This window comes from Streptomyces uncialis, from assembly GCF_001905345.1.
In the GTDB taxonomy this organism is placed as follows: Bacteria; Actinomycetota; Actinomycetes; order Streptomycetales; family Streptomycetaceae; genus Streptomyces; species Streptomyces uncialis.
In genome coordinates this window covers 433,324-459,911 of sequence record NZ_LFBV01000005.1, presented here as the reverse complement: position 1 = coordinate 459,911, position 26,588 = coordinate 433,324, and the positions used below count along the sequence as shown (strand labels likewise).

Annotated in this window: 25 protein-coding genes; 11 read left to right on the top strand and 14 right to left on the bottom strand. The window is 70.8% G+C overall.

Annotated features, from left to right (window positions below):
• The first annotated feature begins 802 nt into the window (after positions 1–802).
• The gene (locus tag AB852_RS22245; protein WP_073791414.1) at positions 803–1,057 is read left to right on the top strand and encodes a hypothetical protein; all 255 of its coding nucleotides are present in this window, start codon (positions 803–805) and stop codon (positions 1,055–1,057) included.
• Between the two features lie 216 nt (positions 1,058–1,273).
• On the top strand, positions 1,274–2,626 hold the full coding sequence (locus tag AB852_RS22240; protein ID WP_073791718.1) for a DUF2252 domain-containing protein: 1,353 nt from the start codon (positions 1,274–1,276) through the stop codon (positions 2,624–2,626).
• Between the two features lie 80 nt (positions 2,627–2,706).
• On the opposite strand, the gene AB852_RS22235 is transcribed toward AB852_RS22240, so the two are convergent.
• Complete coding sequence (locus AB852_RS22235) at positions 2,707–4,044, bottom strand: DUF1254 domain-containing protein (protein ID WP_073791412.1); 1,338 nt, start codon at positions 4,042–4,044, stop codon at positions 2,707–2,709.
• Positions 4,045–4,179: 135 nt separating this feature from the next.
• Positions 4,180–4,626, bottom strand: a complete 447-nt coding sequence (locus AB852_RS22230) for a DUF7144 family membrane protein (protein ID WP_073791409.1) — start codon at positions 4,624–4,626, stop codon at positions 4,180–4,182.
• Between the two features lie 190 nt (positions 4,627–4,816).
• Between AB852_RS22230 and AB852_RS22225 the strand changes: the two genes are divergently transcribed.
• Positions 4,817–5,686 (top strand): class I SAM-dependent methyltransferase, encoded by an 870-nt coding sequence (locus AB852_RS22225; protein WP_073791716.1) that lies wholly within the window; start codon positions 4,817–4,819, stop codon positions 5,684–5,686.
• Positions 5,687–5,699: 13 nt separating this feature from the next.
• Here the strand turns inward: AB852_RS22225 and meaB are convergent, their stop codons facing one another.
• The 7 genes from meaB to AB852_RS22190 form a co-directional block, all read right to left on the bottom strand.
• Complete coding sequence (gene meaB / locus AB852_RS22220) at positions 5,700–6,818, bottom strand: methylmalonyl Co-A mutase-associated GTPase MeaB (protein ID WP_079184834.1); 1,119 nt, start codon at positions 6,816–6,818, stop codon at positions 5,700–5,702.
• Positions 6,819–6,828: 10 nt separating this feature from the next.
• On the bottom strand, positions 6,829–9,036 hold the full coding sequence (gene scpA / locus AB852_RS22215) for a methylmalonyl-CoA mutase (protein ID WP_073791406.1): 2,208 nt from the start codon (positions 9,034–9,036) through the stop codon (positions 6,829–6,831).
• Positions 9,036–10,892, bottom strand: a complete 1,857-nt coding sequence (mutA, locus tag AB852_RS22210) for a methylmalonyl-CoA mutase small subunit (protein ID WP_073791403.1) — start codon at positions 10,890–10,892, stop codon at positions 9,036–9,038. The genes scpA and mutA overlap by 1 nt, the downstream gene beginning before the upstream one ends.
• A 139-nt stretch (positions 10,893–11,031) precedes the next feature.
• Positions 11,032–11,490, bottom strand: a complete 459-nt coding sequence (locus tag AB852_RS22205) for a hypothetical protein (RefSeq protein ID WP_073791714.1) — start codon at positions 11,488–11,490, stop codon at positions 11,032–11,034.
• A gap of 110 nt (positions 11,491–11,600) precedes the next feature.
• The gene (locus tag AB852_RS22200) at positions 11,601–13,496 is read right to left on the bottom strand and encodes an alpha/beta hydrolase (RefSeq protein WP_073791400.1); all 1,896 of its coding nucleotides are present in this window, start codon (positions 13,494–13,496) and stop codon (positions 11,601–11,603) included.
• Complete coding sequence (locus tag AB852_RS22195) at positions 13,493–13,930, bottom strand: hypothetical protein (protein WP_073791398.1); 438 nt, start codon at positions 13,928–13,930, stop codon at positions 13,493–13,495. Before AB852_RS22195 ends, AB852_RS22200 begins: the two co-directional genes overlap by 4 nt.
• A gap of 189 nt (positions 13,931–14,119) precedes the next feature.
• Entirely contained in the window at positions 14,120–15,535 is a 1,416-nt protein-coding gene (locus AB852_RS22190; protein WP_073791395.1) for an MFS transporter, read from the bottom strand.
• Positions 15,536–15,862: 327 nt separating this feature from the next.
• On the opposite strand from AB852_RS22190, the gene AB852_RS22185 reads away from it, so the two are divergent.
• Complete coding sequence (locus tag AB852_RS22185) at positions 15,863–16,687, top strand: helix-turn-helix transcriptional regulator (protein WP_079184833.1); 825 nt, start codon at positions 15,863–15,865, stop codon at positions 16,685–16,687.
• Positions 16,688–16,972: 285 nt separating this feature from the next.
• On the opposite strand, the gene AB852_RS22180 is transcribed toward AB852_RS22185, so the two are convergent.
• Complete coding sequence (locus AB852_RS22180; RefSeq protein WP_143201264.1) at positions 16,973–17,524, bottom strand: hypothetical protein; 552 nt, start codon at positions 17,522–17,524, stop codon at positions 16,973–16,975.
• A 514-nt stretch (positions 17,525–18,038) separates the two neighbouring features.
• Here AB852_RS22180 and AB852_RS22175 point away from each other — a divergent pair.
• A complete protein-coding gene (locus AB852_RS22175) occupies positions 18,039–18,578 on the top strand; it encodes an NUDIX hydrolase (RefSeq protein ID WP_073791389.1) in 540 nt (179 codons plus the stop codon).
• Positions 18,579–18,582: 4 nt separating this feature from the next.
• Here the strand turns inward: AB852_RS22175 and AB852_RS22170 are convergent, their stop codons facing one another.
• Positions 18,583–19,893 carry an NsdA family TPR-like regulatory protein gene (locus AB852_RS22170; protein ID WP_178391087.1) on the bottom strand — a complete coding sequence of 437 codons (1,311 nt, stop codon included), beginning with the start codon at positions 19,891–19,893 and terminating at the stop codon, positions 18,583–18,585.
• Positions 19,894–20,042: 149 nt separating this feature from the next.
• On the opposite strand from AB852_RS22170, the gene AB852_RS40905 reads away from it, so the two are divergent.
• The 5 genes from AB852_RS40905 to AB852_RS22155 all read left to right on the top strand — a co-directional run bounded on the left by AB852_RS40905 (position 20,043) and on the right by AB852_RS22155 (position 22,623).
• Positions 20,043–20,180, top strand: a complete 138-nt coding sequence (locus tag AB852_RS40905; protein WP_245876867.1) for a hypothetical protein — start codon at positions 20,043–20,045, stop codon at positions 20,178–20,180.
• A 12-nt stretch (positions 20,181–20,192) separates the two neighbouring features.
• The gene (locus AB852_RS40900; RefSeq protein ID WP_245876866.1) at positions 20,193–20,495 is read left to right on the top strand and encodes an ATP-binding protein; all 303 of its coding nucleotides are present in this window, start codon (positions 20,193–20,195) and stop codon (positions 20,493–20,495) included.
• Positions 20,483–21,595 carry a radical SAM protein gene (locus AB852_RS22160; RefSeq protein ID WP_073791384.1) on the top strand — a complete coding sequence of 371 codons (1,113 nt, stop codon included), beginning with the start codon at positions 20,483–20,485 and terminating at the stop codon, positions 21,593–21,595. The genes AB852_RS40900 and AB852_RS22160 overlap by 13 nt, the downstream gene beginning before the upstream one ends.
• Positions 21,596–21,598: 3 nt before the next feature.
• Positions 21,599–21,736, top strand: a complete 138-nt coding sequence (locus AB852_RS39875; RefSeq protein WP_178391086.1) for a hypothetical protein — start codon at positions 21,599–21,601, stop codon at positions 21,734–21,736.
• A gap of 77 nt (positions 21,737–21,813) precedes the next feature.
• Positions 21,814–22,623: an aminoglycoside phosphotransferase gene (locus AB852_RS22155; RefSeq protein ID WP_073791381.1), complete on the top strand. Its 810-nt coding sequence runs from the start codon at positions 21,814–21,816 to the stop codon at positions 22,621–22,623.
• A 65-nt stretch (positions 22,624–22,688) separates the two neighbouring features.
• On the opposite strand, the gene AB852_RS41665 is transcribed toward AB852_RS22155, so the two are convergent.
• Complete coding sequence (locus AB852_RS41665; RefSeq protein ID WP_073791378.1) at positions 22,689–22,901, bottom strand: VRR-NUC domain-containing protein; 213 nt, start codon at positions 22,899–22,901, stop codon at positions 22,689–22,691.
• 387 nt (positions 22,902–23,288) lie between these two features.
• Entirely contained in the window at positions 23,289–24,698 is a 1,410-nt protein-coding gene (glnA, locus tag AB852_RS22145; protein ID WP_073791375.1) for a type I glutamate--ammonia ligase, read from the bottom strand.
• A gap of 315 nt (positions 24,699–25,013) precedes the next feature.
• On the opposite strand from glnA, the gene AB852_RS22140 reads away from it, so the two are divergent.
• Positions 25,014–25,481 (top strand): RDD family protein, encoded by a 468-nt coding sequence (locus tag AB852_RS22140; protein WP_073791372.1) that lies wholly within the window; start codon positions 25,014–25,016, stop codon positions 25,479–25,481.
• A gap of 203 nt (positions 25,482–25,684) precedes the next feature.
• Here AB852_RS22140 and AB852_RS22135 read toward each other — a convergent pair whose 3' ends face one another.
• Positions 25,685–26,386, bottom strand: a complete 702-nt coding sequence (locus AB852_RS22135; RefSeq protein WP_073791369.1) for a DUF4191 domain-containing protein — start codon at positions 26,384–26,386, stop codon at positions 25,685–25,687.
• Positions 26,387–26,588 lie beyond the last annotated feature (202 nt).

The following is a 26,588-nucleotide window of genomic DNA, read 5'->3' as shown; positions in this document are numbered from 1 at the left end:
CCCTGGATGCTGCTCCCTTGCGGTCGCTCTTCGGGTGCGGGCCGGTTCTCGTTTTCGCGCAGTTCCCCGCGCCCCTTTGGGGCGCGTTCTGTTTGTTCTTCGGGTCGGTGCCGGTCGGGATTCTCCGTCCTCGCTCCAACGCGCTCGGTCGGACGTCCCTCTTGCCCTGCTGAAGAGCATCGGAGTCTGCGGGCAGAGATTCCCGCCCACCCCCTCCCGTAGCCGGGCGAGTGCACGGGGAGGGGGGTTTGAACCCCGGCCGGGGTTGGCGCCAGCCCGCTGTCTGACCCCACCCGCAGACTGAGAACAGTCCCAGGTGGGCGCCCCCAAAGGGGCGCGGGGAACTGCGCAAAGACGAGGACCGGCCCGCACCCGACGAACAACCGACCGGGGCAGCATCCAGGGGCGCGGGGAACTGCGCGAGCAACCAAGGGCCATCCGCACCCGAACGGGAACCGTAAGGGGCGCGACCCAAGGGGCGCGGGGAACTGCGCAAAACCACCGAGCGACGGCACAGGAAACAGGTGCGCCCACCCGGACAGACCTCAGAAGCGCAAGCGAAGGCGACCCGCGGGGAACTGCGCACCCCCCGAGCGACGGCACAGGAACGGAGTGCGTCCCGCCGGACGGACCTCGGAAGCGCAAGCGAAGGCGACCCGCGAAGGCGGCCTGTTCGATTTACTCAAAAGCCCCTGGCCAGGGGCTTTTGTCGGTGGGGGGCGGTAGAATGGGGGCAGTGTTCGAGGGTTCGCGAGGAGCCCCCGGCCACGACAGGAGGAAGCCCGTGCCCGCTGCCGCACTCATGGACCAGACCCTGCCGATCGCCCCGCCGAAGAAGCAGCCGCTGCCCGCCGGACGCCCCCGCGAGTGGTACGTCACGCACAACCGCCGGCTCAAGGCCATGCGCCTGGCCATCACGCTGCTCGACGCCGGCGTCTACCTGCCGAACCAGGCGCACAACCGCACCATCCGCTCCGCCGCCCAGCGCGTGGGCATCCACCCCCCGTCGGACATCACCTGCCATATGGTCCGGGCCTTCATGCGCTACAACCGCTGAGAGGCGGAGCAGCACACGGCCGCCCGGGGTCCGCTCCAGGAACCCCGGGCGCCACCGGAAGCGTTCACCCGTTCGACGCAACCGGCGATGCGCCGCGTCGGCCGGTCCCGTTCACTGGGGGGAACCACGCGGCGCACCCCGGAGGCTGCCCATGCCGAGGACCCTCTCGACCGCACCGGAGTCCGCCGGAGCCCGGGGCGCGGGGTGAACACGCCCGTGGGAAGGCCCGCGGACCGTACCCCCGCGGCCCGTGCCGAGCAGGGCCGCCGCGCCCGCAAGCTCGTACCGCGCAGCGCCCACGGCGCGTGGATACCCGCCGCGGGCCGCCCCGACCCGGTCGCCGTACTGGAGCGCCAGGACGCCGACCGGGTACGGCACTTGCTGCCGATCCGGTACGGCAGGATGGCGCTGTCGCCGTTCGCGTTCCTGCGGGGCGGCGCCGCGGTCATGGCGGCCGATCTCGCCGCCCTGGACGGCAGCGGGCTCACCGTCCAGCTCTGCGGCGACGCCCATCTGCTGAACTTCGGACTCTTCGCCTCACCCGAACGCGCCCTCCTCTTCGACCTCAACGACTTCGACGAGACCTTCCCGGGCCCCTTCGAGTGGGACGTCAAACGGCTCGCCGCCAGCGCCACCGTCGCCGCCCGGGAGAACGGCCTGGGCCGTGGCCAGGCCCGTGCCGCCGCCCGGGAGTGCGTCAAGCGCTACCGGCTGACGATGCGCCGTCTCGCCGAGCGCGGCGAACTGGACGTCTGGTACACCCGGCTCGACACCGACGCGCTGCTGGAGCTGATCCGTCCCGGCGGCCGGGCCCAGGCGCGGGCCACCTTCGCGCGGGCCCGCCGCCGCACCAGCCTCCAAGCGCTCGGCAAGCTCACCGAGGTCGTCGACGGCCGGCGCCGCATCCGGGACGATCCGCCGCTGGTGGAGCGGCTGGGCGCCCCCGACATGACCGAACTGCGCAAGATGTTCAACGACTACCGCTCGACGCTCTCCGAGGAACGAAGGCTGCTGCTGGACCGGTTCCGCTTCGTGGACGCCGCCCGCAAGGTCGTCGGCGTCGGCAGCGTCGGCACCCGCTGCTTCATCGTGCTGCTCGCCGGCCGGGACGGCGACGACCCGCTGTTCCTCCAGATCAAGGAGGCGGGCCCGTCCGTCCTGGAGGAGCATCTGCCGTCCGGGCCGTTCGACCACCCGGGGCACCGCGTGGTCGCCGGACAGCGGCTGCTCCAGGCGTCCGGCGACATCTTCCTCGGCTGGATGACCGGCCCCCAGGGCCGCGCCTTCTACTGGCGCCAGCTGCGCGACATGAAGGCCACGGCCGACCTCGCCGCGCTGGGCCCCGACCGGCTCGTCCGCTACGCGGGCCTGTGCGGCACGGCCCTGGCCCGCGCCCACGCCCGCTCCGGCGACCGTATCGCCCTCGCCGGATATCTGGGCCGCGGCGACACCTTCGACCGCTCGGTCGCCGACTTCGCCGTGCGCTACGCCGAGCAGAACGCCAAGGACCACACGGCCCTGACGGCGGCGATCGCCGCGGGAGTCGTCAGCGCCGAACCGGGCGTGTGACGCTCCCCGTTCCCGGGCCCGAAGACCGGGCCCCGAAGATCGCAGCCGGACGCGTCCCGCCCGCTCAGCGTCCCGCCCGCTCACCCCGTACGGACCCGTTCGATCCGCGGGAGCGTGTACGAGCCGTCGAGGACCGGTTCCCGCGGCAGGTACAGCCGGATCATGGGGCGGAACGCGCCCTCGGGGGCGGGGAGCCAGTTGGCCTCGTCCGGCGGCGGGTCGTGCTGGATGCGGATCGTGAGCGAGCCGTCGGTGCCGCGCACCAGCCCCGGGGTGCGGTCGCCGATCGAGTAGCGGTCCACGGGGTTGGCCACCAGGTGGTACTCGGGGACGTCGTACATGGTCACCGACCAGAACGCGGCCACCGGCGGCGGGGAGTCGAACGTCAGGGTGTACCGGCGGTCGCCGGTGAGCGGTTCACCGTCCGCGTCGCGGAACGTGTACGCGTACACCGCCTCGTACCCGTGGTTGCCCCAGAGCCCGGCACGCGCCGCGACCGCCCGCCGGAGGTACGAAGCGGTACGGTCGGCGGCCTTCCAGCGTGCCTCGTCCAGGGTGCCCACACCGAAGTGGTCGAGGTTGTGGTCGAACAGATGCGGGTCCGACACCCAGGCACCCGGCTCCCCGCCGTCCGCTGCGGGGGCCGTGTTCGCCTCCTCGACCCGCCGCGCGCCCTCCGCCAGCCCCGCCTCCAGCGCGTCCGCGAGCTCCGGACCGGCGGACGCGTACGGCGACGGGCCCTCCTCCAGCAGCCCCAGCGGCTGGAACCGCTCCTGGTACGCCTGGTCCGGCGCGGCGGGCGGGAAGTCGGCCGACCACACCCGCATCCGCTCGAAGAACCGCAGCGCCCCGGGCACCGCCGGATCGGGGGTGGGCAGCCCGGTGGGATGAGGCTCGCCCAGCGGGGTCAGCGTCAGTTCCTGCTGGAGGGCGCGGACCCGGGGCAGATCCGCGGGGCCCGCGCACGCGTTGCGGCCGACGATCGTCACCACCGCGGTCGGCGCGTCGATCACCCCGCGCACCCCGGCCGGTTCGGTGCCGGACCAGCCCGGCGGGACGATCGCCCACGAGCCCTCGCCGGTACCGGTCGCCCGGCTGCCCAGATACGCGAAGTTGGCGCTCCACGCGTCCACGAACTGGAGGACGTGGTACGCGCCGCCGGTGTCCGGGGTGTGCAGCAGCAGCGGGCCGCCGGACAGGTCCAGCTGGGCGATCGAGTACACGGTGTCGTTGTTGACGGAGACGAACCGTGTGTCGGGAGCGGCGAGCCGGGTGGCGTGAGCGAACCGGTTGAACGGGGTCGGCGGCAGCACGCCCATTCCCACCCGGACGAAGCGGTCCATCATCGACAGACCGCTGACCAGCGGGAACCCATAGACGTACGCGTCGGCCGCCAGGGACTCCAACTCGTCGGACATGGCCGCTCCCTCCAGCTCACGGCACCGGGGCCCGTGCCGCCGGCCGCCGTGGGCGGTCCGCCCGGCGTACCGGGCGGACCCGCCGCGGAGCGTGCCGGACACCGCCCGGCCGCCCCGCGGACAACGGGGTGGACGCTAGAGCACCCGCTCCTCGCGGCCCGCCCCGCTGCACAGCGCCCAGATCACGAAGATGCCGATGGCGATGGAGATGAGCGCCCACAGCGGCAGGTACGGCAGCCACATGAAGTTGAGGACGACGCTCAGCGCGGCCAGTCCGACACCCGTGGCACGCGCCCAGTCGGCGCCCTTCAGGATGCCGTAGCCGACGATCGCGACGAGCACGCCCAGCACGATGTGGATCCAGCCCCAGCTGGTCAGGCTGAACCCGAAGACGTAGTCGCCGACCCGCGCGTACACATCGTCCTTGGCGAGCGCCGCGATGCCGTTGAGGACCGACAGCACACCGGAGACGATCATCAGTACCCCGGCGAAGACGGTTCCGCCGGTGATCCAGCTGTCGCGGCGGTGGTCGGGCCGGTCCGTCCGCGGGGTGCCCGCGGGCGGGGGTGTCGTGCTGCTCATGGGGTTCTCCCGTCGGAACGCGGTCCCTCGGTGCTGAGCGGCGGGCCTCGGACCGCCAAGGACCCGGTGCCCCGAGCGTGTGCCGTACGGAGCGCCACGGCGAACCGGGTACGGCCGAACGGGTGAAACTTAGGCTTGCCTAACCTAGGGTGTCCCGCGAGACGTCCGCAGCGACGAAGAGGTGAGCACCGTGCCCGACACGCACCCCGCCTCCCCCTCGGGGGCACCCAAGCACGTCCCGGAACTGGGCGAGATCCAGGAGACCCTGCTGATCCCCCTGTACGCCCGCGCGCTGGAGACGAGGAAACGCCACGGGATGCTCAGCGACCCCAAGGCGGTGGAGATGGTCGAGTCCCTCGACTACGACTTCTCCCGCTTCGACGGCGCCCGCAGCCTCGTCGGCTCCAATCTGCGCACCCTGCTCTTCGACCACTGGGTACGGGCGTTCCTCCAGGAACACCCCGGCGGGACGGTCGTGGAGCTGGGCACCGGCCTCAACACCCGCTTCGAACGCCTCGACACCGGGCACGTCCACTGGTTCGACCTGGACCTGCCCGATGTGACGGCCCTGCGCCGCCGCTACTTCACCGACACCGACCGCCGCCGCACCCTCGCCCTGTCGGTCACCGACCCGGCCTGGACCGACGCGGTGCGGGAGAGCCCCGGCCCGTACTTCCTGGCCGCCGAGGCCGTCCTGATCTATCTGCCCGAGGACCAGGTACGGGACGTGTTCCGCATGATCGCCGCACGGCTCCCCGGCGCCAGGCTGGCCCTGGAGACCGCGTCCTCCCACATGATCGACGGCCAGGACCGGCACGACGTCCTCAGCAAGGTCGCCGCCCGGATGGTCTGGCGCTGCGACGACCCCGCCGCACCCGCCGCCTGGCACCCATCCGTCACCCTGGAGGACACCCGCACCTTCGCCCGGCTGCCCGCCGAGGTCCGCCGCGCCGTGCCCCAGCCGACCCGCGCCCTGCTGTCCCTGCTGGCCCGGGTCCGCCGCGCGGACATCGAGGCGTACCGCTTCAACGTGTACGGGTTCGGCGACCGGACCGGGTGACCCCGCGGGACCGTCAGCCGGACGCCCCGCCCGAGTCCCCGCCCGACGGCCCGTCATCGGCCCCGTCGCTTCCGGTGGCTCCGGGTGCTCCAGCCGCCCTGGGCGTTCCGGCAGCCTCGTCGGCCCCGGTGCCCGCGCCGCCCCCGTCCCCGCCCCCGAACACATCGAGAATCCGCTCGGCCGCCAGTGTCGCCGTCAGCTCCCCGTCCCGTACCCGCCGCTCCAGGGAAGGGGCCAGGGCCCGGACCCCCGGATGGGTGCGCAGCCGGTCCAGCAGCTCGTCATGGACCATCGCCCAGGTCCACGACACCTGCTGGTCCCGGCGTCTGGCGGCCAGCCGGCCCGTCGCCTCAAGGCGTGCCCGGTGCTCCTCCACCCGCTCCCACACCGTGTCCAGCCCGGTGCCCTCCCGGGCACTGCAACTCAGCACCGGGGGAGTCCAGGCGGCGTCCGCCGCGTGCATCAGCCGCAGCGCGCCCGCCAGTTCACGGGCCGCCCCGCGGGCGTCCCGCTCATGGGGGCCGTCGGCCTTGTTGACCGCGATGACGTCCGCGAGCTCCAGGACGCCCTTCTTGATGCCCTGCAACTGGTCGCCGGTCCGCGCCAGCGACAGCAGCAGGAACGTGTCCACCATGCCCGCGACCGCCGTCTCCGACTGCCCGACCCCGACCGTCTCCACCAGCACCACGTCGTACCCCGCGGCCTCCATCACCACGATCGACTCCCGGGTGGCCTTGGCGACCCCGCCGAGCGTGCCCGCCGTGGGCGAGGGCCGCACGAACGCCGCCGGGTCCACCGCCAGCCGCTCCATCCGGGTCTTGTCCCCGAGGATCGAACCCCCGGTCCGTGTCGACGAGGGATCGACGGCCAGCACCGCGACCCGGTGCCCGAGCCCCGTCAGCATCGTCCCCAGCGCGTCGATGAACGTCGACTTGCCGACACCCGGCACCCCGCTGACGCCGACCCGCCGGGCGCGGCCCGAGTGCGGCAGCAGCTCGGTCAGCAGCCGCTGCGCCTGCTCCCGGTGGTCGGCGCGCGTCGACTCCACCAGGGTGACGGCCCGCGCGACGAACGCCCGCTTCCCGTCGAGCACGCCCTTCGTATAGGCGTCGAGATCGATCGTCCTCGCCATGCCCGTCGGCTCACCGCTCCCCGGACTCGTGCCCGAGCCGGTCCGCGAGCCGCACCACCAGGTCGTACGCCGCGTCCGGGATGACCGTGCCGGGCGGGAACACCGCGGTCGCGCCCGCCTCGTGCAGCGCCGCCACGTCCTGCGGGGGGATCACCCCGCCGACCACGATCATGATGTCCTCCCGGCCCTCCTCCGCGAGCTGCTCCCGCAGCGCGGGGACGAGCGTGAGGTGCCCGGCCGCCAGCGACGACACACCCACGATGTGCACATCCGCCTCCACCGCCTGCCGCGCGACCTCCGCCGGGGTCTGGAACAGCGGGCCCACGTCCACGTCGAAGCCGAGGTCCGCGAACGCCGTCGCGATCACCTTCTGCCCCCGGTCATGGCCGTCCTGGCCCATCTTCGCGACGAGTATGCGCGGACGGCGGCCCTCGTCCTGCTCGAAGGCGTCCACCAGCGCCCGGGTGCGCTCCACGGACGGCGACTCACCTGCTTCGGTGCGGTACACACCCGAGATCGTACGGATCTGGCCCGCGTGCCGCCCGTAGACCTTCTCCAGGGCGTCCGAGATCTCCCCGACCGTCGCCTTCGCCCGGGCCGCGTCCACCGCCAGGGCCAGCAGATTGCCCTCCAGCCCCGGCCCGGGACCGTCCTCGGCGGCCCGGGTCAGCGCGCGCAGCGCGTCCTGGCACACCTGCTCGTCCCGCTCCGCGCGCAGCCGCCGCAGCTTGTCGAGCTGCCGCTCACGCACCGAGGAGTTGTCGACCTTCAGCACATCGATCTGCTCGTCGGTCTCGACCCGGTACTTGTTGATCCCGATCACCGGCTGGCGCCCCGAGTCGATCCGCGCCTGCGTCCGGGCCGCCGCCTCCTCGACCCGCAGCTTCGGGATGCCCGCGTCGATGGCCTGCGCCATCCCGCCCGCCGCCTCGACCTCCTGGATGTGCGCCCAGGCCCGCCGCGCCAGGTCGTACGTCAGCCGCTCCACGTACGCGCTGCCGCCCCACGGGTCGATGACCCGGGTCGTGCCCGACTCCTGCTGGATCAGGAGCTGGGTGTTGCGGGCGATCCGCGCCGAGAAGTCCGTCGGCAGGGCCAGTGCCTCGTCCAGCGCGTTGGTGTGCAGCGACTGGGTGTGCCCCTGCGTCGCCGCCATCGCCTCCACACAGGTCCGCGTCACATTGTTGAACACGTCCTGCGCGGTCAGCGACCAGCCCGAGGTCTGCGAATGCGTCCGCAGCGACAGCGACTTGGGGTTCCCGGGCCCGAACTCCTTGACCAGCCTCGCCCACAGCAGCCGCGCCGCCCGCAGCTTCGCGACCTCCATGAAGAAGTTCATGCCGATCGCCCAGAAGAACGACAGCCGCGGCGCGAACGCGTCCACGTCCAGCCCGGCACCCCGCCCCGCCCGCAGGTACTCCACCCCGTCGGCCAGGGTGTACGCCAGCTCCAGATCGGCCGTCGCCCCCGCCTCCTGGATGTGGTACCCGGAGATGGAGATCGAGTTGTAGCGGGGCATCCGCCGCGAGGTGAACGCGAAGATGTCGGAGATGATCCGCATCGACGGCTTCGGCGGATAGATGTACGTGTTGCGGACCATGAACTCCTTGAGGATGTCGTTCTGGATGGTCCCGGCCAGCTTCTCCGGCGGTACGCCCTGCTCCTCGGCGGCGACGATGTACAGCGCCAGCACCGGAAGCACCGCGCCGTTCATCGTCATCGACACACTCATCCGGTCCAGCGGGATGCCGTCGAACAGCTGCCGCATGTCGTAGATCGAGTCGATCGCGACACCCGCCATGCCCACATCGCCCGTCACCCGGGGATGGTCGCTGTCGTAGCCCCGGTGCGTCGGCAGGTCGAACGCGACCGACAGCCCCTTCTGCCCGGCCGCGAGATTGCGCCGGTAGAACGCGTTGGACTCCTCCGCCGTCGAGAACCCCGCGTACTGCCGGATGGTCCACGGCTGATTGACGTACATCGTCGGATACGGCCCGCGCAGATACGGCGCCACCCCGGGATACGTGTCCAGGAAGTCCAGGCCCTCCAGGTCCCGCCCGGTGTACAGCGGCTTGACGCGGATGCCCTCCGGGGTCTCCCACGACAGCTCGCCGTCGTCCTGGCCGGTGGACTCCTTCAGCGCCGAACGCCACTGCTCCTCGGAGCCCTGGCCGGGACCGTCGCCCAGCTCCACACCGGTGAAATCGGGGATCGCCATCACGACACTCCCAGGGAGTCGAGTACGGAGGTGAGGGTGGCGACGGCGTCACAGCCCGCGAAGACGTACGTGTCCACGTCCGGGACCTCACCGGGCCTGCCCGCGAGCAGCACCCGTGCGGCGCCCGCCGCCCGCAGCGCGGCGGCCACCGCCGCGCCCTGCTCCGCGTACACGGGGTCGCTGGAGCACAGACACGCGAGCGTGGCACCGCTCGCGGTGAACGCGGCGGCGACCGTAGCGGCGTCCACCGACACCGGGTCATGGACGGGTTCGATCCCCCCGGCCTGGAACAGGTTCGCGGCGAACGAGGCCCGCGCGGTGTGCGCGGCGGCCGGACCGAGCGCCGCGAGGAACACCTTCGGCCGCTCACCCGTCCGCGCCAGATACGCGTCCGACCTGGCCCGCAGCACCTCGTACGCCTCGTCGCGGCGTACCCGGGGCAGTCCGCCGGAGACCGGGGCGGGCGCGGGCTCGCGCTCCACCGGCCGCTCCCCGAGGTTCGGGAACTCGCTGACGCCCGTGATGGGCTCCCGCCGGGTCGCCAGCCGCTTGCCGCGCGCCGCCCAGGTCGCCGCCAGCCGCTCCCCGGTGAACCCGGACCGCAGTGCCGCCGCCGCTCCGCCGGCCCGCTCCACCTCGCGGAAGAACTCCCAGCCCGCGTGGGCGAGCTCGTCGGTCAGCCGCTCCACGTACCAGGACCCGCCCGCCGGGTCCACGACCCGCGCCAGATGCGACTCCTCCACCAGGACCGCCGAGGTGTTCCGGGCGATCCGCCGCGCGAACGCGTCCGGCAGCCCGATCGCGTCGTCGAACGGCAGCACCGTCACCGCGTCGGCGCCGCCGACCCCGGCTCCCAGGGTCGCCAGGGTGGTCCGCAGCATGTTCACATACGGGTCGCGCCGGGTCATCATCACCGACGAGGTCACCGCGTGCTGGCGCTGCGCGCCCGCGCCGCCCCCCGACACCTCGACGACCCGCGCCCACAGCCGCCGGGCGGCCCGCAGTTTCGCGATCGTCAGGAACTGGTCGGCAGTCGCCGCGTACCGGAAGTCCAGCTGTCCGACCGCCTCGTCCACGCTCAGCCCCGCGTCGGTGAGCAGCCGCAGATACGCCACACCGGTGGCCAGGGAGAGCCCGAGTTCCTGCGCGGCCGATCCACCGGCCTCGTGGAACGGCAGCGCGTCCACGGTCAGCGCCCGGACCCCGGGCCATCGGCCGGCGGTGGTCCGCGCCAGGTCCACGGCGTCGTGCCAGTCCGTGGGGCCGGGCTCCCGTCCGGAGCGCGCCGCGTACCCGAGCGGATCGGCCCCGAGGTTGCCGCGCGCCTCGTCGGCCCGCACCCCGCGTTCGCCGTACAGCTCCAGCAGCGCGCGTCCGGCGGCCCCTGACGCGTCACCCGCGTCGAGGACGACCGCCACGAGGTCGAGGTACACGCCGTCCAGCGCCCGCCCGATCCCGTCGACGGGCACGGAGCCGGGACCCACGGTGAGCCACAGCGAGGTGACGCCGTTCTCCAGATCGGCGAGCACGGCCTCGTTGGTCCGCGCGGGATCGCCCCCGGCGTGCCGCTGGCGCACGTCCCAGCCGCCCGGTGTCGCTCCCTCGGGGCGTCCGCCCCGCACGAAGGGGGCGAAGCCGGGGAACCCGGTATCGGCCACCGCGTCCCGCGCGGTGTAAAGCGGCCGGGTGCTGAGCCCGTCCTCAAGCGTCGTGGACAGCGCTTCCTCGGCGTCGTCGCCCGAGACCTCCTTGCCCGACTTGCGCAGTACGCCTTCCACGAGGCGCTGCCACTGCGCATGGGTCGCATCAGGGAACTCGGCGGCCAGCGAAAGCCCGTCGTCAGGCAGGACCGTCATGCTCAGATGCTAGGCCCTCACGCTTGAGGCGCAGCAGAGCTACGCACTGTGACGTTCCACTCGAACGGAAGGTCTTGTATGCGGCGACCTGGGGCTTTCGCCCCCTTTTCCAGGCCGTACGGGTGGTCCGTGCCGCCGCTCAGGGCGCCTTGTCCGCCGACCAGAAGGGGGAACGGACATTGGGCCGGGGGATGGGATCGACATCCTTGTAGGACGGCCCGTTCGGCTCGGCCGTGGGCTCCGCTACCTCGGACTCCTCGACGCAGGGGGTGGCGACCTCGAAGAACGCCTGGCCCTCGCCCGCGATGCTCAACCGGAGCCCGAAGCCGTCCGCGGTCTTGGCGTAGAGGGCAGGGAACTCCTTGTTCTTGTTCACGTTCGTGATGCGGACGTCCGCCTTCTCCCAGGCGCGTTCGACCACACCGAGGAAGCTGCCCCGCATCTGTTCGGAGATCACCGTCATCACCACCCGGCGGCGCGACAGATCGCAGCTCCCCGTCGTGGTGTCGCCATGGGCCCACTGCACGGGCGGCCGGATGGCCTTGAACGTCAGGTCCAACAGGGCATCGGCCCGATCGGCCGCCTCTTGCATGTTCATGTCGCTCCTCGCCCTCTCAGCCCCCTCCGCACCGGAGGTCTTGGTCTCCGCGCACCCGGTGACGAGCGCACCGAGCACGACCGCCGTCACGACGTACTTTGCTTGTGTCCTCACCGATGGCGCTCCGTGTCGATCGTCTCAGGCTGCCCGGCGACGATCTTCGCGATGTTGTCGGCGGACATGGGGTCCTTCTCCGGATTGAAGTAGTTCGAGTGTGCGGGGGTCGCGCCTTCTCCGTCGATGATCGGACGGGGGCCGTCGTCCACCGCGAACCGCTGGGCCCCGAACGCCTCGCTCGCCGGGTCCTTGCCGAACCACAGATCGTCGTCGCCCAGATCGCTCACCTCCCGGAGGATGGCCCCTCCCGGGACGAACCCGCTGAGGGGATACGCGATCGCCTCCTCCTTGGACGGCAGCTTGGACACCGGGTCGTTCTCCGCGGCGCCGACGTACACATTCTCCTTGCCCACGCCCATGTCCTCGGCCCGATCGACGCCCACTCCCGGGCTGCCGATCAGGATGATGTCGTCCGCACCGGGGATGCCCCCGTCCAACTGGGAGGCCGCGCCGACCGTGCGTGACCCGTACGAGTGGCCGATCGACGTGACATGCGGATCGTCGTTCTCGTTGGTCGCGCTCAGCCCGCTCATGAAGCTGTTGTACGCGGGGGCGCCCTTCTCGGCCCGCTCCGAACTCATCACGGCCCCGCTGTGCAGCAGATTGTCGTTGTCGGGGAGCTGCGGCGCGTCGTACCCGAGCCACACGATGGAGGCACTGGACTGGTCGTACTCCCGGGCCCCGATCGCCGTGTCCCGGGCGCGCTTGAGGTCGTTCTTCGCGAAGTCGGAGTCCAGGGCCGTCCCCAGTCCCGGCACATACGCCGAGACGTTCTTCGACGTGTCCGGGTTGCCGTAGCTGACGATCGCGCGGCCGTTGCCCTCGTCGCCGATGCCGAGCAGCATCATCGGCGGACGGCTGCCCTCCTGGAGCTGACGGTCGATCTCCTTGAGCCCGCCGAGCTGGGACTGGGACTTCTCGTCGCCCTGGCCCTCCAGCTTGGCGATCAGGAGCTGGAGGTTCTCCCGGTTCGCCTCGTCCCGGACGACGGAGGGGATGCCGTCCAGATTGCCGATCACATCCGGGTACACCGCGAGGTACTCCTCGCGCTGCTCCTGGCTGAGCCCCGCCCACCAGCTCTCCCGGGCGGCGGCCGGCTTGTCCAGCGGGACCTCGTCCAGCAGATACGTCCGCGCGGCCGAGCGGACCGTGCCGGCGTCCGCGGCCATGTCCGCCCATGTCTTCGCGTCGACGGTCAGCCCCGGCGCGGCCTTCAGCTCGCCCAGGGCCTTCTGGTACCGGCCGTCGATCTCGCGGGCCTCGCGCAGGGCGTGGGCGATCGAGTCGGCGATCTCCTGCGCCCGCGCCTGGTGCGGGTTCGGTTCGTACACGCCCTTGATCGGCTGCCCGCCCCCGGGCGTCAGCGTGGGGCCGCCGCCGAGCCCCGGCCCGTACGGCCCCTGGGTGCCGAGCCGCGGACCGGACAGCCCGCCGTTCGACGCCCCGGGAGGCGCGAGCATGCCGTTGTTGCCGAAGGCCGTCCCGCCGGGGTTCGGCCCACCGGTCATCGCGTTCTTGCCGCCGGAGGGATAGGCGACGCTGCCGTCCTCGTTGACCGTGTACGAGTTGGCCCCCGCGTCGTCCAGCGCCGCCCCGAGCCGCCGCTTGGGGGCGGCCAGCTCCTGGGACAGTCCGTTCACCGCCGAGCGGATCAGTCCGCACTCGGTGCGGAGGTAGTCGAAGTTGCCGCTCAGCCGCTTGAGACGGCCCACGGCCGACTTCGCCGACTCGCTCTCCTGGGACTTGGACAGCGTCCCGGCCATGTCCCCGTCGACCTGGGTGCCCGCGGCGTCCGCCCGGCGGGCGACCGCCGCCCAGCCGTCGGCCGCGTCGTCCAGCTCGGTCAGGGTGAGGTCGCGCAGCTGCTGCCACGTCAGTGCCGAGGTCACTTGGCGCCCTCCGGCGCCCGGACCGCGTCCGCCCGGCCGCCCGCGGCGACATCGGCCCCGGTGAGATCCTTCGCGACCTGCCGCAACTTCGGTTCCAGCGCGTCGCACTCGTCACGGACCGCGCCGATCCGCTTCTCCCAGGAGGCGAGCACCTCCGTGAGCGCGCCCAGACTCGCGAGCCCGGCGGCGCCCGAGGCGACCCCCGTATGCGCGTCGGTCAGTTCCTTCTTCGCGGCGCTCGTGCTCGTCCGCAGCTCACCCGCCGTGTCCGCGGCCTGGTTCCACGGCTTGCCCGCGTGCCGCAGCGTCCCACCGCCCCCGGTGTCCGTGGCGCCGCCGGGAGCGCCCGGCTCCACGGGCACCTGATTGAGTTGCATCCCCGTGTGGCGCTCTGCCACTTGGGACTTGAGCTGGTCCCACTCGTCCCACCCCATGGCCGCGCCCTTCCCCGTGTCCGCCGGACGCCCCGTGTCCGCCCGGCCCAGCGATCACGGTAGCAACTTCCGCCGCGGGGGCAACAACCACCCGGCGGGGCGGGACACGGGGCAACGCCGCTGGTCGGGGGCGTTGCCCGCACCGCCGCACACCCGTCACGACAACCACCCCCCGCGCCCACGAAACCCTCACCGCGTCCCGGCCGATTCGGGCGCCGCGCGGGTACCCGGGACCGCCGGGAGCAGCGAATGGACGAGGACCGCCCCGAGCACCATCACCCCCGCCGCCACGTACAGCGCGGACGCGTACCCGTCGAGGGCCGCCGCCCCGTGCCCGCCGCCCGGGCCCTGACGTACGGCCAGCGTCACCAGCCCGGCGATACCGATCGCGCCGCCCACCTGCTGCACCGACCCGAGCACCGCCGAGCCCACCCCCGCGTCGTCCTCCGTGGTGCCGCTGACCCCGCCGACCGCGAGGGCCGGCGCGCCGAGACCGGAACCGAGGGCCGCGAGAAGAATGCCGGGCAGCACCCCGCTCGCATACCCGTCACCCGGCGACACCTGCGCGAGCGTCAACAGGCCCACCGCGCCGACCAGGAACGCCGACACCAGGGTCCGGCGCACCCCGATCCGGACCACCGCCCGCGACGACAGCCACACCCCCGCGAGGATGGCCAGCCCGTACGGTACGAAGGCCAGCCCCGCGCGCAGCGGCCCGTACCCGAGCGCGGTCTGGAGCCGCAGCATCAGCAGGAACGACAGCGCGAAGAACACGGCGGTGAACAGCAGCCCCGTACCGTTGCTGACGGCCCGGACCCGGTCGGCCAGGAACCCCCGGGGGACCAGCGGCGCCACCGCACGCCGCTCGACCACCACGAACACCCCCGCGAGCACGGCCGAGAGCAGCAGCGGAACGGTCACCGCCGTGGAGCCCCAGCCCGCGTCCCCGGCCCGGATCAGCCCGTACACCAGCGCGGTGACGGCCCCGGTACCGAGCACCGCGCCCGGGATGTCGAGCCGGGGCGCACGCGGCGCGCGGCTCTCGTCGACGAGCCGGGGCACCAGGAACAGGGTCACCAGGACGACCGGCAGATTCACCAGGAAGATCCACCGCCAGGACGCGAGCCCCGTCAGCGCCCCGGACACCACCAGCCCCGTGGTCCCGCCGAGCGCGGCCAGCCCGCCCCACAGCCCGAGGGCCCGCGCCCGTTCGCCGTCCCCGGGGTAGAGCAGGGTCAGCAGGGCCAGGGCGCCAGGCCCGGCCAGCGCGGCGCCCGCGCCCTGCGCGAAGCGTCCGGCCACCAGCTGCCAGGGCTCCTGGGCGAGCCCGCACCCGAGGCTCGCCACCCCGAAGAGCGCCACACCGAGCAGGAACACCCGCCGCCGCCCGTACAGATCCCCGGCCCGCCCGGCGGGCATCAACAGCCCGCCGTACGCGAGGAGATACGCGTTCGCCACCCAGGTCAGCCCACCGGTCCCGAACCCGAGCTCCGCGCGGAGCGTGGGCAGCGCGACACTCACCACGGTGTCGTCGAGCACCAGCATGAAATGCACACCGCACAACACGAGCAGCGGCGCCCGGCGCCGCTTCACGGGGGCCGTCATCGGACGCCTCCGGAGGCGGAGGCGGAGCGGGTGGTGGGACGGCCGCAGTCGGCGGCGGAACGAACGGAATCGGCGGAACGAACGGAATCGGCGGAACGTGCTGAACCGGCGGAACGAGCCGAATCGGCGGAACCGGCGGGCTCGGCGGAACGAGTCGAACAGGCGGAACCGGCGGAACGTGCCGTACCGGAAGGGCGGGCGGAGAAAGGCCCGGGAGCAGGTGGGATGAGCATGTGACCGACGCTAGGCAACGCGCGCTCCGGCCGCGATACGCTACGAGGACGGGTGATAGCGAGCTGAGGACAACCGAGGGCGAAGGACCACGCCATGGCCGGGAACGTGACACGAGCGCGGCGGTACATACCCCCCGCAGGCGACGGACTGTGCCCCCCGCCCGCCGCGCCCGGCGCGATCGTGGTGGGCACGTTCCCGCTGGAGTCGGGGGAGTGGATCGCACCCCACGCGCACACCCACCACCAGCTCGCGTGGACCCGGGGCGGCGTCCTCGGTGTGGGTATCGGCGACGCGTACTGGGTGCTTCCGCCGACCCGCGCCCTGTGGATACCGGCGGGGACACGGCACAGCACCGGGGCCACCCGGGGCGCGCTGCTCCACGGCCTCTACTTCCCGCCGGAGCGCTGCGCGATCGACTGGCCGGACCCGACCCCGGTCGTGGTCGACGGCCTGCTGGCCCATCTGATCGCCCATCTGTCCCGCGACGACCTCCCCGAGGACGCCCGGCTGCGCGCCGAAGCGGTCGCCGTGGACCTGCTGCGCCCACTGCCGACCACCCCGATCGACGTCCCGTACCCGGTGGACGACCGGGTACGCGCGGTGGCCGACGCCCTGCTGACCGACCCCGCCGACCCGCGCGGCCTGGAGGTCCACGCCCGCGCCATCGGGGTCAGCCGCCGTACCCTCACCCGGCTGTTCACCAGCGACACCGGTATGACGTTCGACCACTGGCGCACCCACGCCCGGCTGCGCGCGGCCCTCCCTCTCCTCGCCGAGGGCCACCCGGTCTCCCGCGTCGCGAGAACGGTCGGCTACGCCACCCCGAGCTCCTTCCTCGCCGCCTTCCGCCGCACGGTCGGCACGTCCCCGGGGCGGTACTTGGGGACGTCGACGGAGGAGGCGGGGCGGGGGGAGTAGGGGCATCCGGCGGGGACGGCAACGGCGTGGGCCGCCGCCCCTGTCCGGGAGCGGCGGCCCACGCCGTGCCTGCTGTCGCGGTGGCCGCGAGGTCCGGTTGCCCGGTGTCTCCCGGCGGCCCGGCCCGCCTAGAGGTCGAAGTGCAGCTCGACAAACCCTCTGACCTGCACAGATGCCCTTCTGGCAAGCAGCCTGGTGCATAATCGGTGCACATGGCGGGGAAGGGGAGGCTCTGCCTGGGCCTGCCGATCGCCCACGGCACCTGTAGCCGGGTCATGAGCTGCGCTACCGGGCGGCCTTGGCGCACGCTGAGTCGCTGTCGGGGACTACCTTGATGCGAGCGTCCTCCAGACGGATGCTTGTGTGTTGGTTGGCGGCGGGGTCCCAGAACTTGAGCCGGTGGCTGATCCGTCGACTCAGCGGTCTCCGCCTGCCCCGCAGGTGCCACTCGATCTGTGGTCGCTGGACGCGCTCAACAAGGGTGGCATCGCGGCAGTGCAGGGAGAGCTCGGCGTTCTGGGCCAGCGTGTCCAGGGTGGTAACCGCCTGTTCGACGGCCGTTTCGCGAACCCCGCGGATGCGGACCTCGATCACGCGCAGCCTCCCGCTCGCGTCCGTGGTCACCGTGGTCTCCCCTGCCACCGGCTCGCGTATGGGCCAACTCATCGCGTCGCACACCTGCTGGAGCAGGTCCAGTTCCTCAGGGCGGTCCAGGACCTCTGCAACGATGTGGACACGACGGTTGAAGGGCGGCCCGGCTGGGCCCGCAGGCCCCGGGTCTTGCTGCGGGGCGGGACTCTGCCGGGCCGAGCCCGGTGCGGAAGTCGACGTGCTCATAGATGGATTCTGCCTTCACAGCGTCCGTGCACTTCCCGACGTCGGCCGAGGTGGGGACCAGCCCGTCCTGTCCGAACGGATCCGTCGTGCCCCGCCCGCCGAAACCGTCACGCGCTACGAAGGCATTTTGCGGGTGACTCTCCCCGCCCAAGTCGGCCGAATCCTGGCCGACCCCGCGTGGCCTGCCTTGACCGCCGCCTTGCGCCGCGCAGAGGCCGGCAGCCACTCGCCAGCTTCCGTTCTCACCGGAGCCGCTGAAGGACGTGAACTCGGCACCGCCAAACACCTTGCCCAGGTATTCATCTGGCGGCTCGATAACGCGTCCAGCCGACGACTCGCGGCCGCAAGGGCAAGCAGCACAATGGCTACAGTGCAGAGCACCTCAACGGTCATGTCTGCTGACTCCGAAACTCCCCCCTCTCGTCGGGCGTGGGCGATGATGCGCCAACCTGGCGGACGGATTCTCGTCACAGTGACATGCTGGATACTTCACTGAAACAAGGGAGTTGGGCTCATGCAGTGGACCGTCCATGGCGAGCGGCAGATCTACAACAACCCATGGGTGAACCTCTGGCTTGTGGACGTCCAGCAGCCTGACGGCCGGCGGTGGGAACACCATGTGGTCCGGATGCGGCACCTGGCCGTAGCGGCCGTGGTCGACGACCAGAAGCGCGTGCTGATGATGTGGCGGCACCGGTTCATCACCGACACCTGGGGCTGGGAGCTTCCCATGGGCCTCATCGAGGCCGACGAGACCCCGGAGCAGGCCGCTGCCCGCGAGGTGGAGGAAGAGACCGGCTGGCGTGTGAAGGGCCTCAAGCCGCTGGTCTACGCGCAACCGGCGAACGGCATCACAGACTCCGAGCACTTCATCTTCCGCGCCGAGACAGCCTTGTCTGCAGGCCCACCGACCGAGGTGAACGAGTCCGACCGAATCGAGTGGATTCCGATCTCAGCGATCCGGGGCATGATCGACCGCCGCGAGGTCGTCAGCAGTGGCAGCCTGGTCGGCCTGCTGTACCTGCTGCTGGACGAGGCGACCGGCAGCTCGTAAGGGGTCAGCCGAGGGCTTCACGCATGCGCTGCTCGAAGGCGAGGACGGGGGCTTCGCGTGCGTAGGGGAGCATTTGGCGGTGAAGCTCCTGGATGTGGCCGCTCACTCGTGGCGAGTCAATGGCTGCGGCAAGGCCGAGGGCGAGGCCGGCGCTGGTGCATGCCTCGTCGAGTTTGCCCAGTTGGAGCTGGGCGCTGGCCAGCCAGTAGGCGTGGAAGGCCCGGCCTCGTTGTTGGTCGGCATTTTCTCGACGTAAGCCCTCAGCGATGAGGGGTTCGGCGCGGGCTGGTTCGCCGAGGCGCGCGTAGGCGATGCCGGTGTCGACGAGGAGTTTCGTCTCGTCGAAGTACTGGACCCAGTCAGGCGCCTCGGGTTCGTGTCCGCGTGAGCGTTCGTACTGGTCACGGGAGCGAGCCACGGCCTGGTGGCAAGCCTGGGCGTCTCGAAGGGCGGCATGGGCGAACGCTTCACGTAAGTGCAGCATCGACATGACGAGCGGCTGTTCGCCGACGGCGCGGGCCGCGTCCTGGGCACGGCATGCAAGGGCCACGGCATCGTTCGGGTTGCCGTCGTAGGTGGCCAGCAGGCTCATGCAGGACAGCACATTGGCCATGAAGAGGCTGTCGCCTTGCGTGTGGGAGAGCTTGAGCGCCTGGATGAAGTAGGTGCGAGCGGTGCTGTACTGGCGGGCGTCGAAGTAGGCCCAGCCGGAAAGCCGTGCCAGCTCGGCCGCAACCCCTTGGAGGTCGTGCCGTAAGCCGGCCTCGGCAGAATCGAGGAGACGGCCGACATAGCGCAGATGCCCCACGACGGCCGGCCGCAGGGTCGCGCCGCCGTGTGCGTTGTCGCGCCGCCAGTAATCCTGGACCGAGGAGCGCAGGGCCGTGAGGGTGGAGCGGGTTGCCCGGCCGTCGACCAAGGCAAGAAGGTCATCCAATTCCTCTGCCGCTTCGGTGCGCTGAGGCTCGCGCGGTACGGCAGGGAGTAGCTCGGGCGGCTTCTCCTCGGTGGTGGAGGAAGCAGGGATCTCCCAAGGGCGGTGGGCCAGGCCGAGCATTGCACCGGGGATGCGAAGGCCGTCGGCGACGCGTTCGATCACGTCGATATGCGCCAAGCCGCGCCGCCCCGCCATGATCTCACCGACCCTGCTCGGCGTCATGCCGCACAGCGCGGCGATTTGCGACGGGTAGATCCCCGCCTTGACTTTGACCAGCCGGAAGATGCGGGCGAAGTCCCGAGCGCGACAGGCTTCCTGCCATGCCGCGCTGGCCAGCAGATCGGCCGGCAGAGCCCGGTGGGCTTGCGAGCGTGCCACTCATCCCCCTCACTCGACCGTCCGGACGGGCTGACATGAGACCGACTGCTGAGGAGATTACCCACGTTGGGTAATCACCGTGACCTGATTCTATGATCGCCGCAGCGGTGAACTTGTGTCCCACAGCCCGCCCGCGACGAGGGGACGCGATGCACGCGATGACGACGTACGACCGACAGACCACCCCGTTGCGGTGGCAGATGCAGTTCAGCCCAGCACGCAAGTGCGTGCCCCTGGCCCGCGCCCTCGTCTCCAAGACGCTCGCGAGCTGGGGATACGGCCAGTAGGACATCGGCCGGGTGGTCCTCGTCTGCGGAGAGCTCTCCGCCAATGCCGTCCAGCACGGCGGCAGACGTGGGCACCTCTTTGAAATTCGGCTGACTGTTGACGGCCCGCGCTGCCTGGTCGAGGTCTCCGACGCCAGCCGTACCCCTCCCCGCCCCACCAAGGCAGGGGAGGACGACGAAGGCGGCCGGGGCCTGCTTCTCGTCGATTCGCTCTCCGAGGAGACCGGCCACCACTACCGCTATCCGCTCGGCAAGACCGTGTGGGCCCGCCTGATCCCCGGCAGTCCGAGTGAGGAGTCCGTATGCACGAGCTGATCGCTGCCCCGTACCTCGACCACCACCTCCTCGTGCAACCGGGCAGTCCGAGGGCAGCCCGCCTTCCTGTTCACCGGTATGAGGAACTGCGCACCACGCCGGACGCCTCCGCAGCGCCCACCTGGCTGGCCGACGTGGCCCGCCGGGCTTGGGAAACCGATCTGAGCGACCGACGTCTCGGGGAGACTGTGCTGGTCCGCTCCCGCTCTCCCTATGGGTACGGACGTGCCTCGTACGAGCTGAACCTCGGCTGCAACTACGACTGCGAACACTGCTACCTCGGCCTGAAGCAATTCGTCGGCCTGGAGTGGCCCGAGCGTGAGCGCCTACTGCACGCCATCAGGGACTCGGGGGTGCTTTGGCTCCAGCTCACAGGCGGTGAGCCGATGATCGACAAGCTGTTCCCCGAGACGTACCGGCTGGCGTACGAGCTGGGCATGATGGTCGAGATCCTCACCAATGGCTCGCGTCTTGCCGCACCGAAGAACCTCGCCCTGCTGACCCGCTTGAGGCCGAACCGGATCACACTCAGCCTGTACGGGGCCACCGCAGAGTCCTACGACGGGCTGACCCGGCGCCGGGGCGCGTACCGCATGTTCGTCAAAGGACTGGATGCAGCCCACGAAGCTGGGCTACCCCTCGATCTCGCCTTGATCATCACACGGCACAACGCCCATGAGGCCGACCAGATGCGTGCCTTCGCCGGCCGCTACGACCTGCCGTACCGCGAGTACACCCACATGTCGCCGACCATCTACGGCGGCGCGGAAACCCTCGCCGCCCAGGCCCCGGACCACCTCGCAGATCGCGAACCCTTCAACGGCTGCAACGCCGGCCACACCTTCTTCCACGTCGACCCGCACGGCATGGCGACCATCTGCAAGGTCGGCCGTGACGAAGCGATCCCCCTCATGACCACGGGAGTCGAGGGCCTGAGCCGCCTTGGCGGCATCGCCGACTCTCTGATGCTTCGCACCGGTGGCTGCACCGGCTGCCAGCTCTCCGGCACCTGCCGGGTCTGCCGGCCGCTGGCCAAGGTCTACCAGGAGGCGAAGGCACCACTGGACAGGTACTGCCAACACGCGACTACAAGGAACTGAACCATGACCGCCGTAGCAGTCGAGATCGCCCCCATCCGCCCGCTGTCCGAGCCTGATGCGGAGATCATCCTCATCGACGACGTGGACGACTTCGCTGCGGCCACCACGCCCGGCTGCGGGGACGACAACCCGTACAACTGACCATCCCTTCAGGGGCTTTCGGCGGCACCTCGCGCCGGAGGCCCCTGTTGGCGCTCAGATCTGGAAACCTGACGGCCATGCCCGCACCCTCCATCACCTTCGGCAGTCTCCCCTCTGGCGCTCGTACCGCCATCGAAGCCGAGATCGGCTCGATTCTCAGGATCGAAGACGTCAGCACCGGTCTTAACAGCTCCCTCTCCGCGCTCGCGCGCACCGCCGGCGGAGTCGTCTTCCTCAAGGGCCTGCGCTCCGACCATCGCTGGGTCTGGACGCAGCAACGCGAGGCAGACATCAACCCGTACGTGACCCCGCTCGCCCCGCGCCTGCTGTTCCATGCCATCGCCGGCGGCTGGGATCTCCTTGGCTTTGAGGCCATCGACGGCCGCCATGCCGACTACTCCCCAGGCTCCCCCGACTTGCCCAAAGTCACCGACGCCCTCCAAGAGCTTGCCTCTCTCCCTTGCCCTGACATCGAGCTCCGGCACGCCGAACAACGCCTGGCCGACTACGTCGCCGACCCCGCCGACGCGGCAGCTTTCGCAGGGAACGCGCTGCTCCACACCGACTGGAACAACCACAACGTTCTCATCACCCACGACCGCGCTCACCTAGTCGACTGGGGCTGGGCCACCCGCGGAGCCGCCTGGCTGGATCCAGCCCACTGGGTCATCTGGCTCATCGCGGCCGGCCACACGCCATCTGCCGCAGAGGAGTCGGTCGCGATGCTTCCCACCTGGACATTGGCACCACCCCGAGCGGTGGACGCCTTCGCCCACGCCAGCGCGAACCTCTGGGAAGGAATTGCGGGCGTTACCCCGGACGACTGGACAATGAACTTGCTTGACGCTGCACGGCTTTGGCAACAGCACCGAAGCAATCGCCACTGACAAATTCCACGGTTCGCCCCAACGGGGCTGTCGATTAAACCCGGCGCACCGCTACTCCCTCACCGTCACGATCGGCTTCTGCATTTGACCCGTCCGAAGCCTCTATCTTCTCCCGGTCCATTTTTAGGCCCCCTGTACACCTTCGCGATCTTAAACGGCAACTTCAGCAATTCATGGTTGTTCACGATCCAGTCCCGCTGATCTTCACTCAGCTTGTCACTGCTCGATTTCACTTCAATGAATTCGACATCTGCGACCCCACGTGCGCCTCGCTCCAAGAAACAAGATCGGGCCGGCCCAGATGTCTATCCCAATAGTCATCCGCGAGAAACCGGATATTTTCCTTCACCCGCGTCGGGCCCAAAATCTCAACGAATACACCCGATCAAGACGGTCATAGCCCATCGCTAGTCATCAGTAAAAGGCCAGGTCAGCGACCCGCACACGGAGCCTGGACAAACCAGCGAGGGCCGCTACCCCGACTATGGGGTAGCGGCCCTCGCTGTTGTTTCTGGCATCACGTCGGAGAGTTGGCCGGGCGGTGCACACTCGGTGCACAAGGGGGCGGAAGGCAAGCGGTGACAATGAGAACTGCTGGGAAGAGTTTTCGCAGGTCACAGCCTGTTTGCAGGGCTTCCACCCAGGTCGCCCGGGGACTCCGCCCTCTAGAGGTCGAAGTACAGCTCGAACTCGTGGGGGTGCGGGCGGAGCTGGATCGGGGCGATCTCGTGGGTGCGCTTGTAGTCGATCCAGGTCTCGATCAGGTCGGACGTGAAGACGCCGCCGGCCTGGAGGTACTCGTTGTCGTTCTCCAGGGCCTCCAGCACGGCCGGGAGCGAGGTCGGGACCTGCGGGACGCCCGCGTGCTCCTCGGGAGCCAGCTCGTACAGGTCCTTGTCGATCGGCTCGGCCGGCTCGATCTTGTTCTTGACGCCGTCCAGGCCCGCGAGCAGCAGCGCCGAGAAGGCGAGGTACGGGTTCGAGGACGGGTCCGGGGCGCGGAACTCGACGCGCTTGGCCTTCGGGTTCGAGCCCGTGATCGGGATACGCATCGCGGCGGAACGGTTGCGCTGCGAGTAGACCAGGTTGACCGGGGCCTCGAAGCCGGGCACCAGACGGTGGTACGAGTTCACCGTCGGGTTGGTGAACGCCAGCAGCGACGGCGCGTGCTTCAGGATGCCGCCGATGTAGTAGCGGGCCATGTCGGAAAGACCCGCGTAACCCTGCTCGTCGTAGAAGAGGGGGACGCCACCGCTCCACAGCGACTGGTGGACGTGCATGCCCGAACCGTTGTCACCGAAGATCGGCTTCGGCATGAACGTCGCGGTCTTGTTGTTGCGCCAGGCGACGTTCTTCACGATGTACTTGAAGAGCATCAGGTCGTCGGCCGCGGCGAGCAGCGTGTTGAACTTGTAGTTGATCTCGGCCTGACCGGCCGTGCCCACCTCGTGGTGCTGACGCTCGACCTGGAGGCCCTGCCGGTCCAGCTCCAGGGAGATCTCGGCACGCAGGTCGGCGAAGTGGTCCACCGGCGGGGCGGGGAAGTAGCCGCCCTTGTAACGGACCTTGTAACCGCGGTTGTTCTCGACCGCACCGGTGTTCCAGGCGCCGGCCTCGGAGTCGATGTGGTAGAAACCCTCGTTCGCCGAGGTGCTGAAGCGCACCGAGTCGAAGACGTAGAACTCCGCCTCCGGACCGAAGTACGCGGTGTCCGCGATACCGGTCGAGGCGAGGTACGCCTCCGCCTTCTTCGCGATGTTCCGCGGGTCACGGCTGTACTGCTCGCCGGTGATCGGGTCGTGGATGAAGAAGTTGATGTTGACGGTCTTGTCACGGCGGAAGGGGTCCAGCCGCGCGGTCGACAGGTCGGCGCGCAGCGCCATGTCGGACTCGTGGATGGCCTGGAAGCCGCGGATGGACGAACCGTCGAACGCGAGCTCCTCGGCCGGGTCGAACACCCTGGCCGGGATCGTGAAGTGCTGCATCACACCCGGCAGGTCGCAGAAGCGGACGTCGATGAACTTGACGTCCTCGTCGGCGATGTACTTCTTGGCCTCGTCGGCGTTCTTGAACATCCAACTCCTCCTACTCCCGACCCGGGAGGGGCGGGGTTGCAGCTCGTACGTGCGCCAGTGCGGTGGCACATGCTCGCCCTGACGATAGGGACGCGGGATTTCTCAAGCGTGACCCATTTGTTTCGCCGAAGTTAACCAGGGCGTCGGCGGTGGTGCCGTCCACCCGGATTCCCCGTGGCGCCACGGCCATGACCGGGAACGGCGGTGAGGAGCGTCACCCGCCCGTGCGCGCCCCGCGCGCACGCCCTCTCCCCGGCGCCCCCGCCCCGGGACCCCAGGAGCGGGACGGCCCGCGCCCCCGGTTACCGTGGACGGGTGGACAAGAGGCAAGCAATCGGATCGTGGCTCTCGGGCCCCCGCGAAGCCGCGGAGCAGGCGGGCGTCGACTTCGGATACCGGGGTGAACAGCTCGGCCTGCCCGAGTCCGGGCCCGGCTCGATCGCCCGCCCGGGCCGCAGGTTCGGTGCCCTCGCGGTCGACTGGGGCCTGTGCATGCTGATCGCATACGGCCTTCTCACCGACGGCTACGGCCAGTCCACCGGCAACTGGGCGCTGCTCGTCTTCTTCGTGCTGAACGCCGTCACGGTGGGCACCGTCGGCTTCACCCCCGGCAGGCGGCTCTTCGGTCTGCGGGTGATCGCCGAGGACGGCGGCTACGCCCGCCCGCTGCGGGGCCTGGTACGCAGCGCGCTGCTGTGCCTCGCCGTCCCCGCCCTCGTCTGGGACCGTGACGGCCGTGGTCTGCACGACCGGCTGGCCCGCACGATCCAGGTCCGTATCTGACGTCGTCGCCGATGGTTCGGCCCCGTCGGACGCGGGACCCCGCACGCGGCACCCGTTCCGTCCCTGTACGGGGCACAGCTGCTTGATCCCGAACGGCGGGCGCCACGGACAGCGCAGGCCGACGCGTACCCGGCCCGGGTATGACGAAGGGGCGCCGGAACCCGTCCGGGTTCCGGCGCCCCTTTTCGCTTGGGTGTCGCGGGTCAGCGCGTCTTCGGGCCGCCCTTGGGCATCCGCATGCCCTTCGGCATGGGGCCCTTGGGCAGAGGCATGTTGCTCATCAGGTCGCCCATCGCGCGCAGCCGGTCGTTGGTCGCGGTGACCTGGGGGCCGCTGAGGACGCGCGGATACTTGAGCATCGTCGTGCGGACCTTCTTCAGCGGGACCTGTCCCTCGCCGGTGCCGACGATCAGGTCATGGACGGGCACGTCCGCCACGATCCTGGCCATCTTCCTCTTCTCGGCGGCGAGCAGGGACTTGAGCCGGTTCGGGTTGCCCTCCGCGACCAGGACGATGCCCGCCTTGCCGACCGCGCGGTGCACGACGTCCTGGCTGCGGTTCATCGCGATCGCCGGGGTGGTGGACCAGCCCCGGCCGATGTTGTCGAGGACCGCGGCGGCAGCGCCGGGCTGTCCCTCCATCTGGCCGAACGCGGCCCGCTCGGCCCGGCGCCCGAAGGTGATCGCCGTCGCGAGGAGCGCGATGAGCAGTCCGAGGATGCCCAGATAGACCGGATGCCCGATCCAGAAGCCGAACGCGAGGAAGACACCGAGGGTGCCGATCCCGACCCCCGCGAGCACGAGCCCGATCTTGGAGTCGGCCCTGCGGGTCATCTTGTACGTGAGGGCGATCTGCTTGAGCCGCCCCGGGTTCGCAGCGTCCGCTGCGGATTCCTTCCTCGCCATGTGTGAAGTCTACGTGCCCCGAGTGGCGCCCACGACGCCCGGTGGCCCCTGGATCGCGCGGGAACGGCCCGGGGAGGCGAGCGGCGGGCCCGGGAAGGGTTCCGCGGCGGTCCGGGGCCGGTCACATACGGTCCGCGACCGCCGGGCGGCGGCACCGCTCAGGAGACGCGGCCGGAACTGTTCGGGAGGCCCGGGCGGAGCC

Bases quoted from the DNA above. Each gene is read 5' to 3' on its own strand.
- AB852_RS22245 (WP_073791414.1), top strand. From the start codon at position 803: ATGGACCAGACCCTGCCGATCGCCCCGCCGAAGAAGCAGCCGCTGCCC.
- AB852_RS22155 (WP_073791381.1), top strand. From the start codon at position 21,814: ATGCCCGCACCCTCCATCACCTTCGGCAGTCTCCCCTCTGGCGCTCGT.
- AB852_RS22190 (WP_073791395.1), bottom strand. From the start codon at position 15,535: ATGACGGCCCCCGTGAAGCGGCGCCGGGCGCCGCTGCTCGTGTTGTGC.
- AB852_RS39875 (WP_178391086.1), top strand. From the start codon at position 21,599: ATGACCGCCGTAGCAGTCGAGATCGCCCCCATCCGCCCGCTGTCCGAG.
- AB852_RS22195 (WP_073791398.1), bottom strand. From the start codon at position 13,930: ATGGGGTGGGACGAGTGGGACCAGCTCAAGTCCCAAGTGGCAGAGCGC.
- AB852_RS22180 (WP_143201264.1), bottom strand. From the start codon at position 17,524: ATGAGCACGTCGACTTCCGCACCGGGCTCGGCCCGGCAGAGTCCCGCC.
- AB852_RS22185 (WP_079184833.1), top strand. From the start codon at position 15,863: ATGGCCGGGAACGTGACACGAGCGCGGCGGTACATACCCCCCGCAGGC.
- AB852_RS22175 (WP_073791389.1), top strand. From the start codon at position 18,039: ATGCAGTGGACCGTCCATGGCGAGCGGCAGATCTACAACAACCCATGG.
- glnA (WP_073791375.1), bottom strand. From the start codon at position 24,698: ATGTTCAAGAACGCCGACGAGGCCAAGAAGTACATCGCCGACGAGGAC.
- AB852_RS22235 (WP_073791412.1), bottom strand. From the start codon at position 4,044: ATGTCCGACGAGTTGGAGTCCCTGGCGGCCGACGCGTACGTCTATGGG.
- AB852_RS22160 (WP_073791384.1), top strand. From the start codon at position 20,483: ATGCACGAGCTGATCGCTGCCCCGTACCTCGACCACCACCTCCTCGTG.
- AB852_RS22205 (WP_073791714.1), bottom strand. From the start codon at position 11,490: ATGAACATGCAAGAGGCGGCCGATCGGGCCGATGCCCTGTTGGACCTG.
- mutA (WP_073791403.1), bottom strand. From the start codon at position 10,892: ATGACGGTCCTGCCTGACGACGGGCTTTCGCTGGCCGCCGAGTTCCCT.
- AB852_RS22135 (WP_073791369.1), bottom strand. From the start codon at position 26,386: ATGGCGAGGAAGGAATCCGCAGCGGACGCTGCGAACCCGGGGCGGCTC.
- AB852_RS40905 (WP_245876867.1), top strand. From the start codon at position 20,043: ATGCACGCGATGACGACGTACGACCGACAGACCACCCCGTTGCGGTGG.
- scpA (WP_073791406.1), bottom strand. From the start codon at position 9,036: ATGGCGATCCCCGATTTCACCGGTGTGGAGCTGGGCGACGGTCCCGGC.
- meaB (WP_079184834.1), bottom strand. From the start codon at position 6,818: ATGGCGAGGACGATCGATCTCGACGCCTATACGAAGGGCGTGCTCGAC.
- AB852_RS22230 (WP_073791409.1), bottom strand. From the start codon at position 4,626: ATGAGCAGCACGACACCCCCGCCCGCGGGCACCCCGCGGACGGACCGG.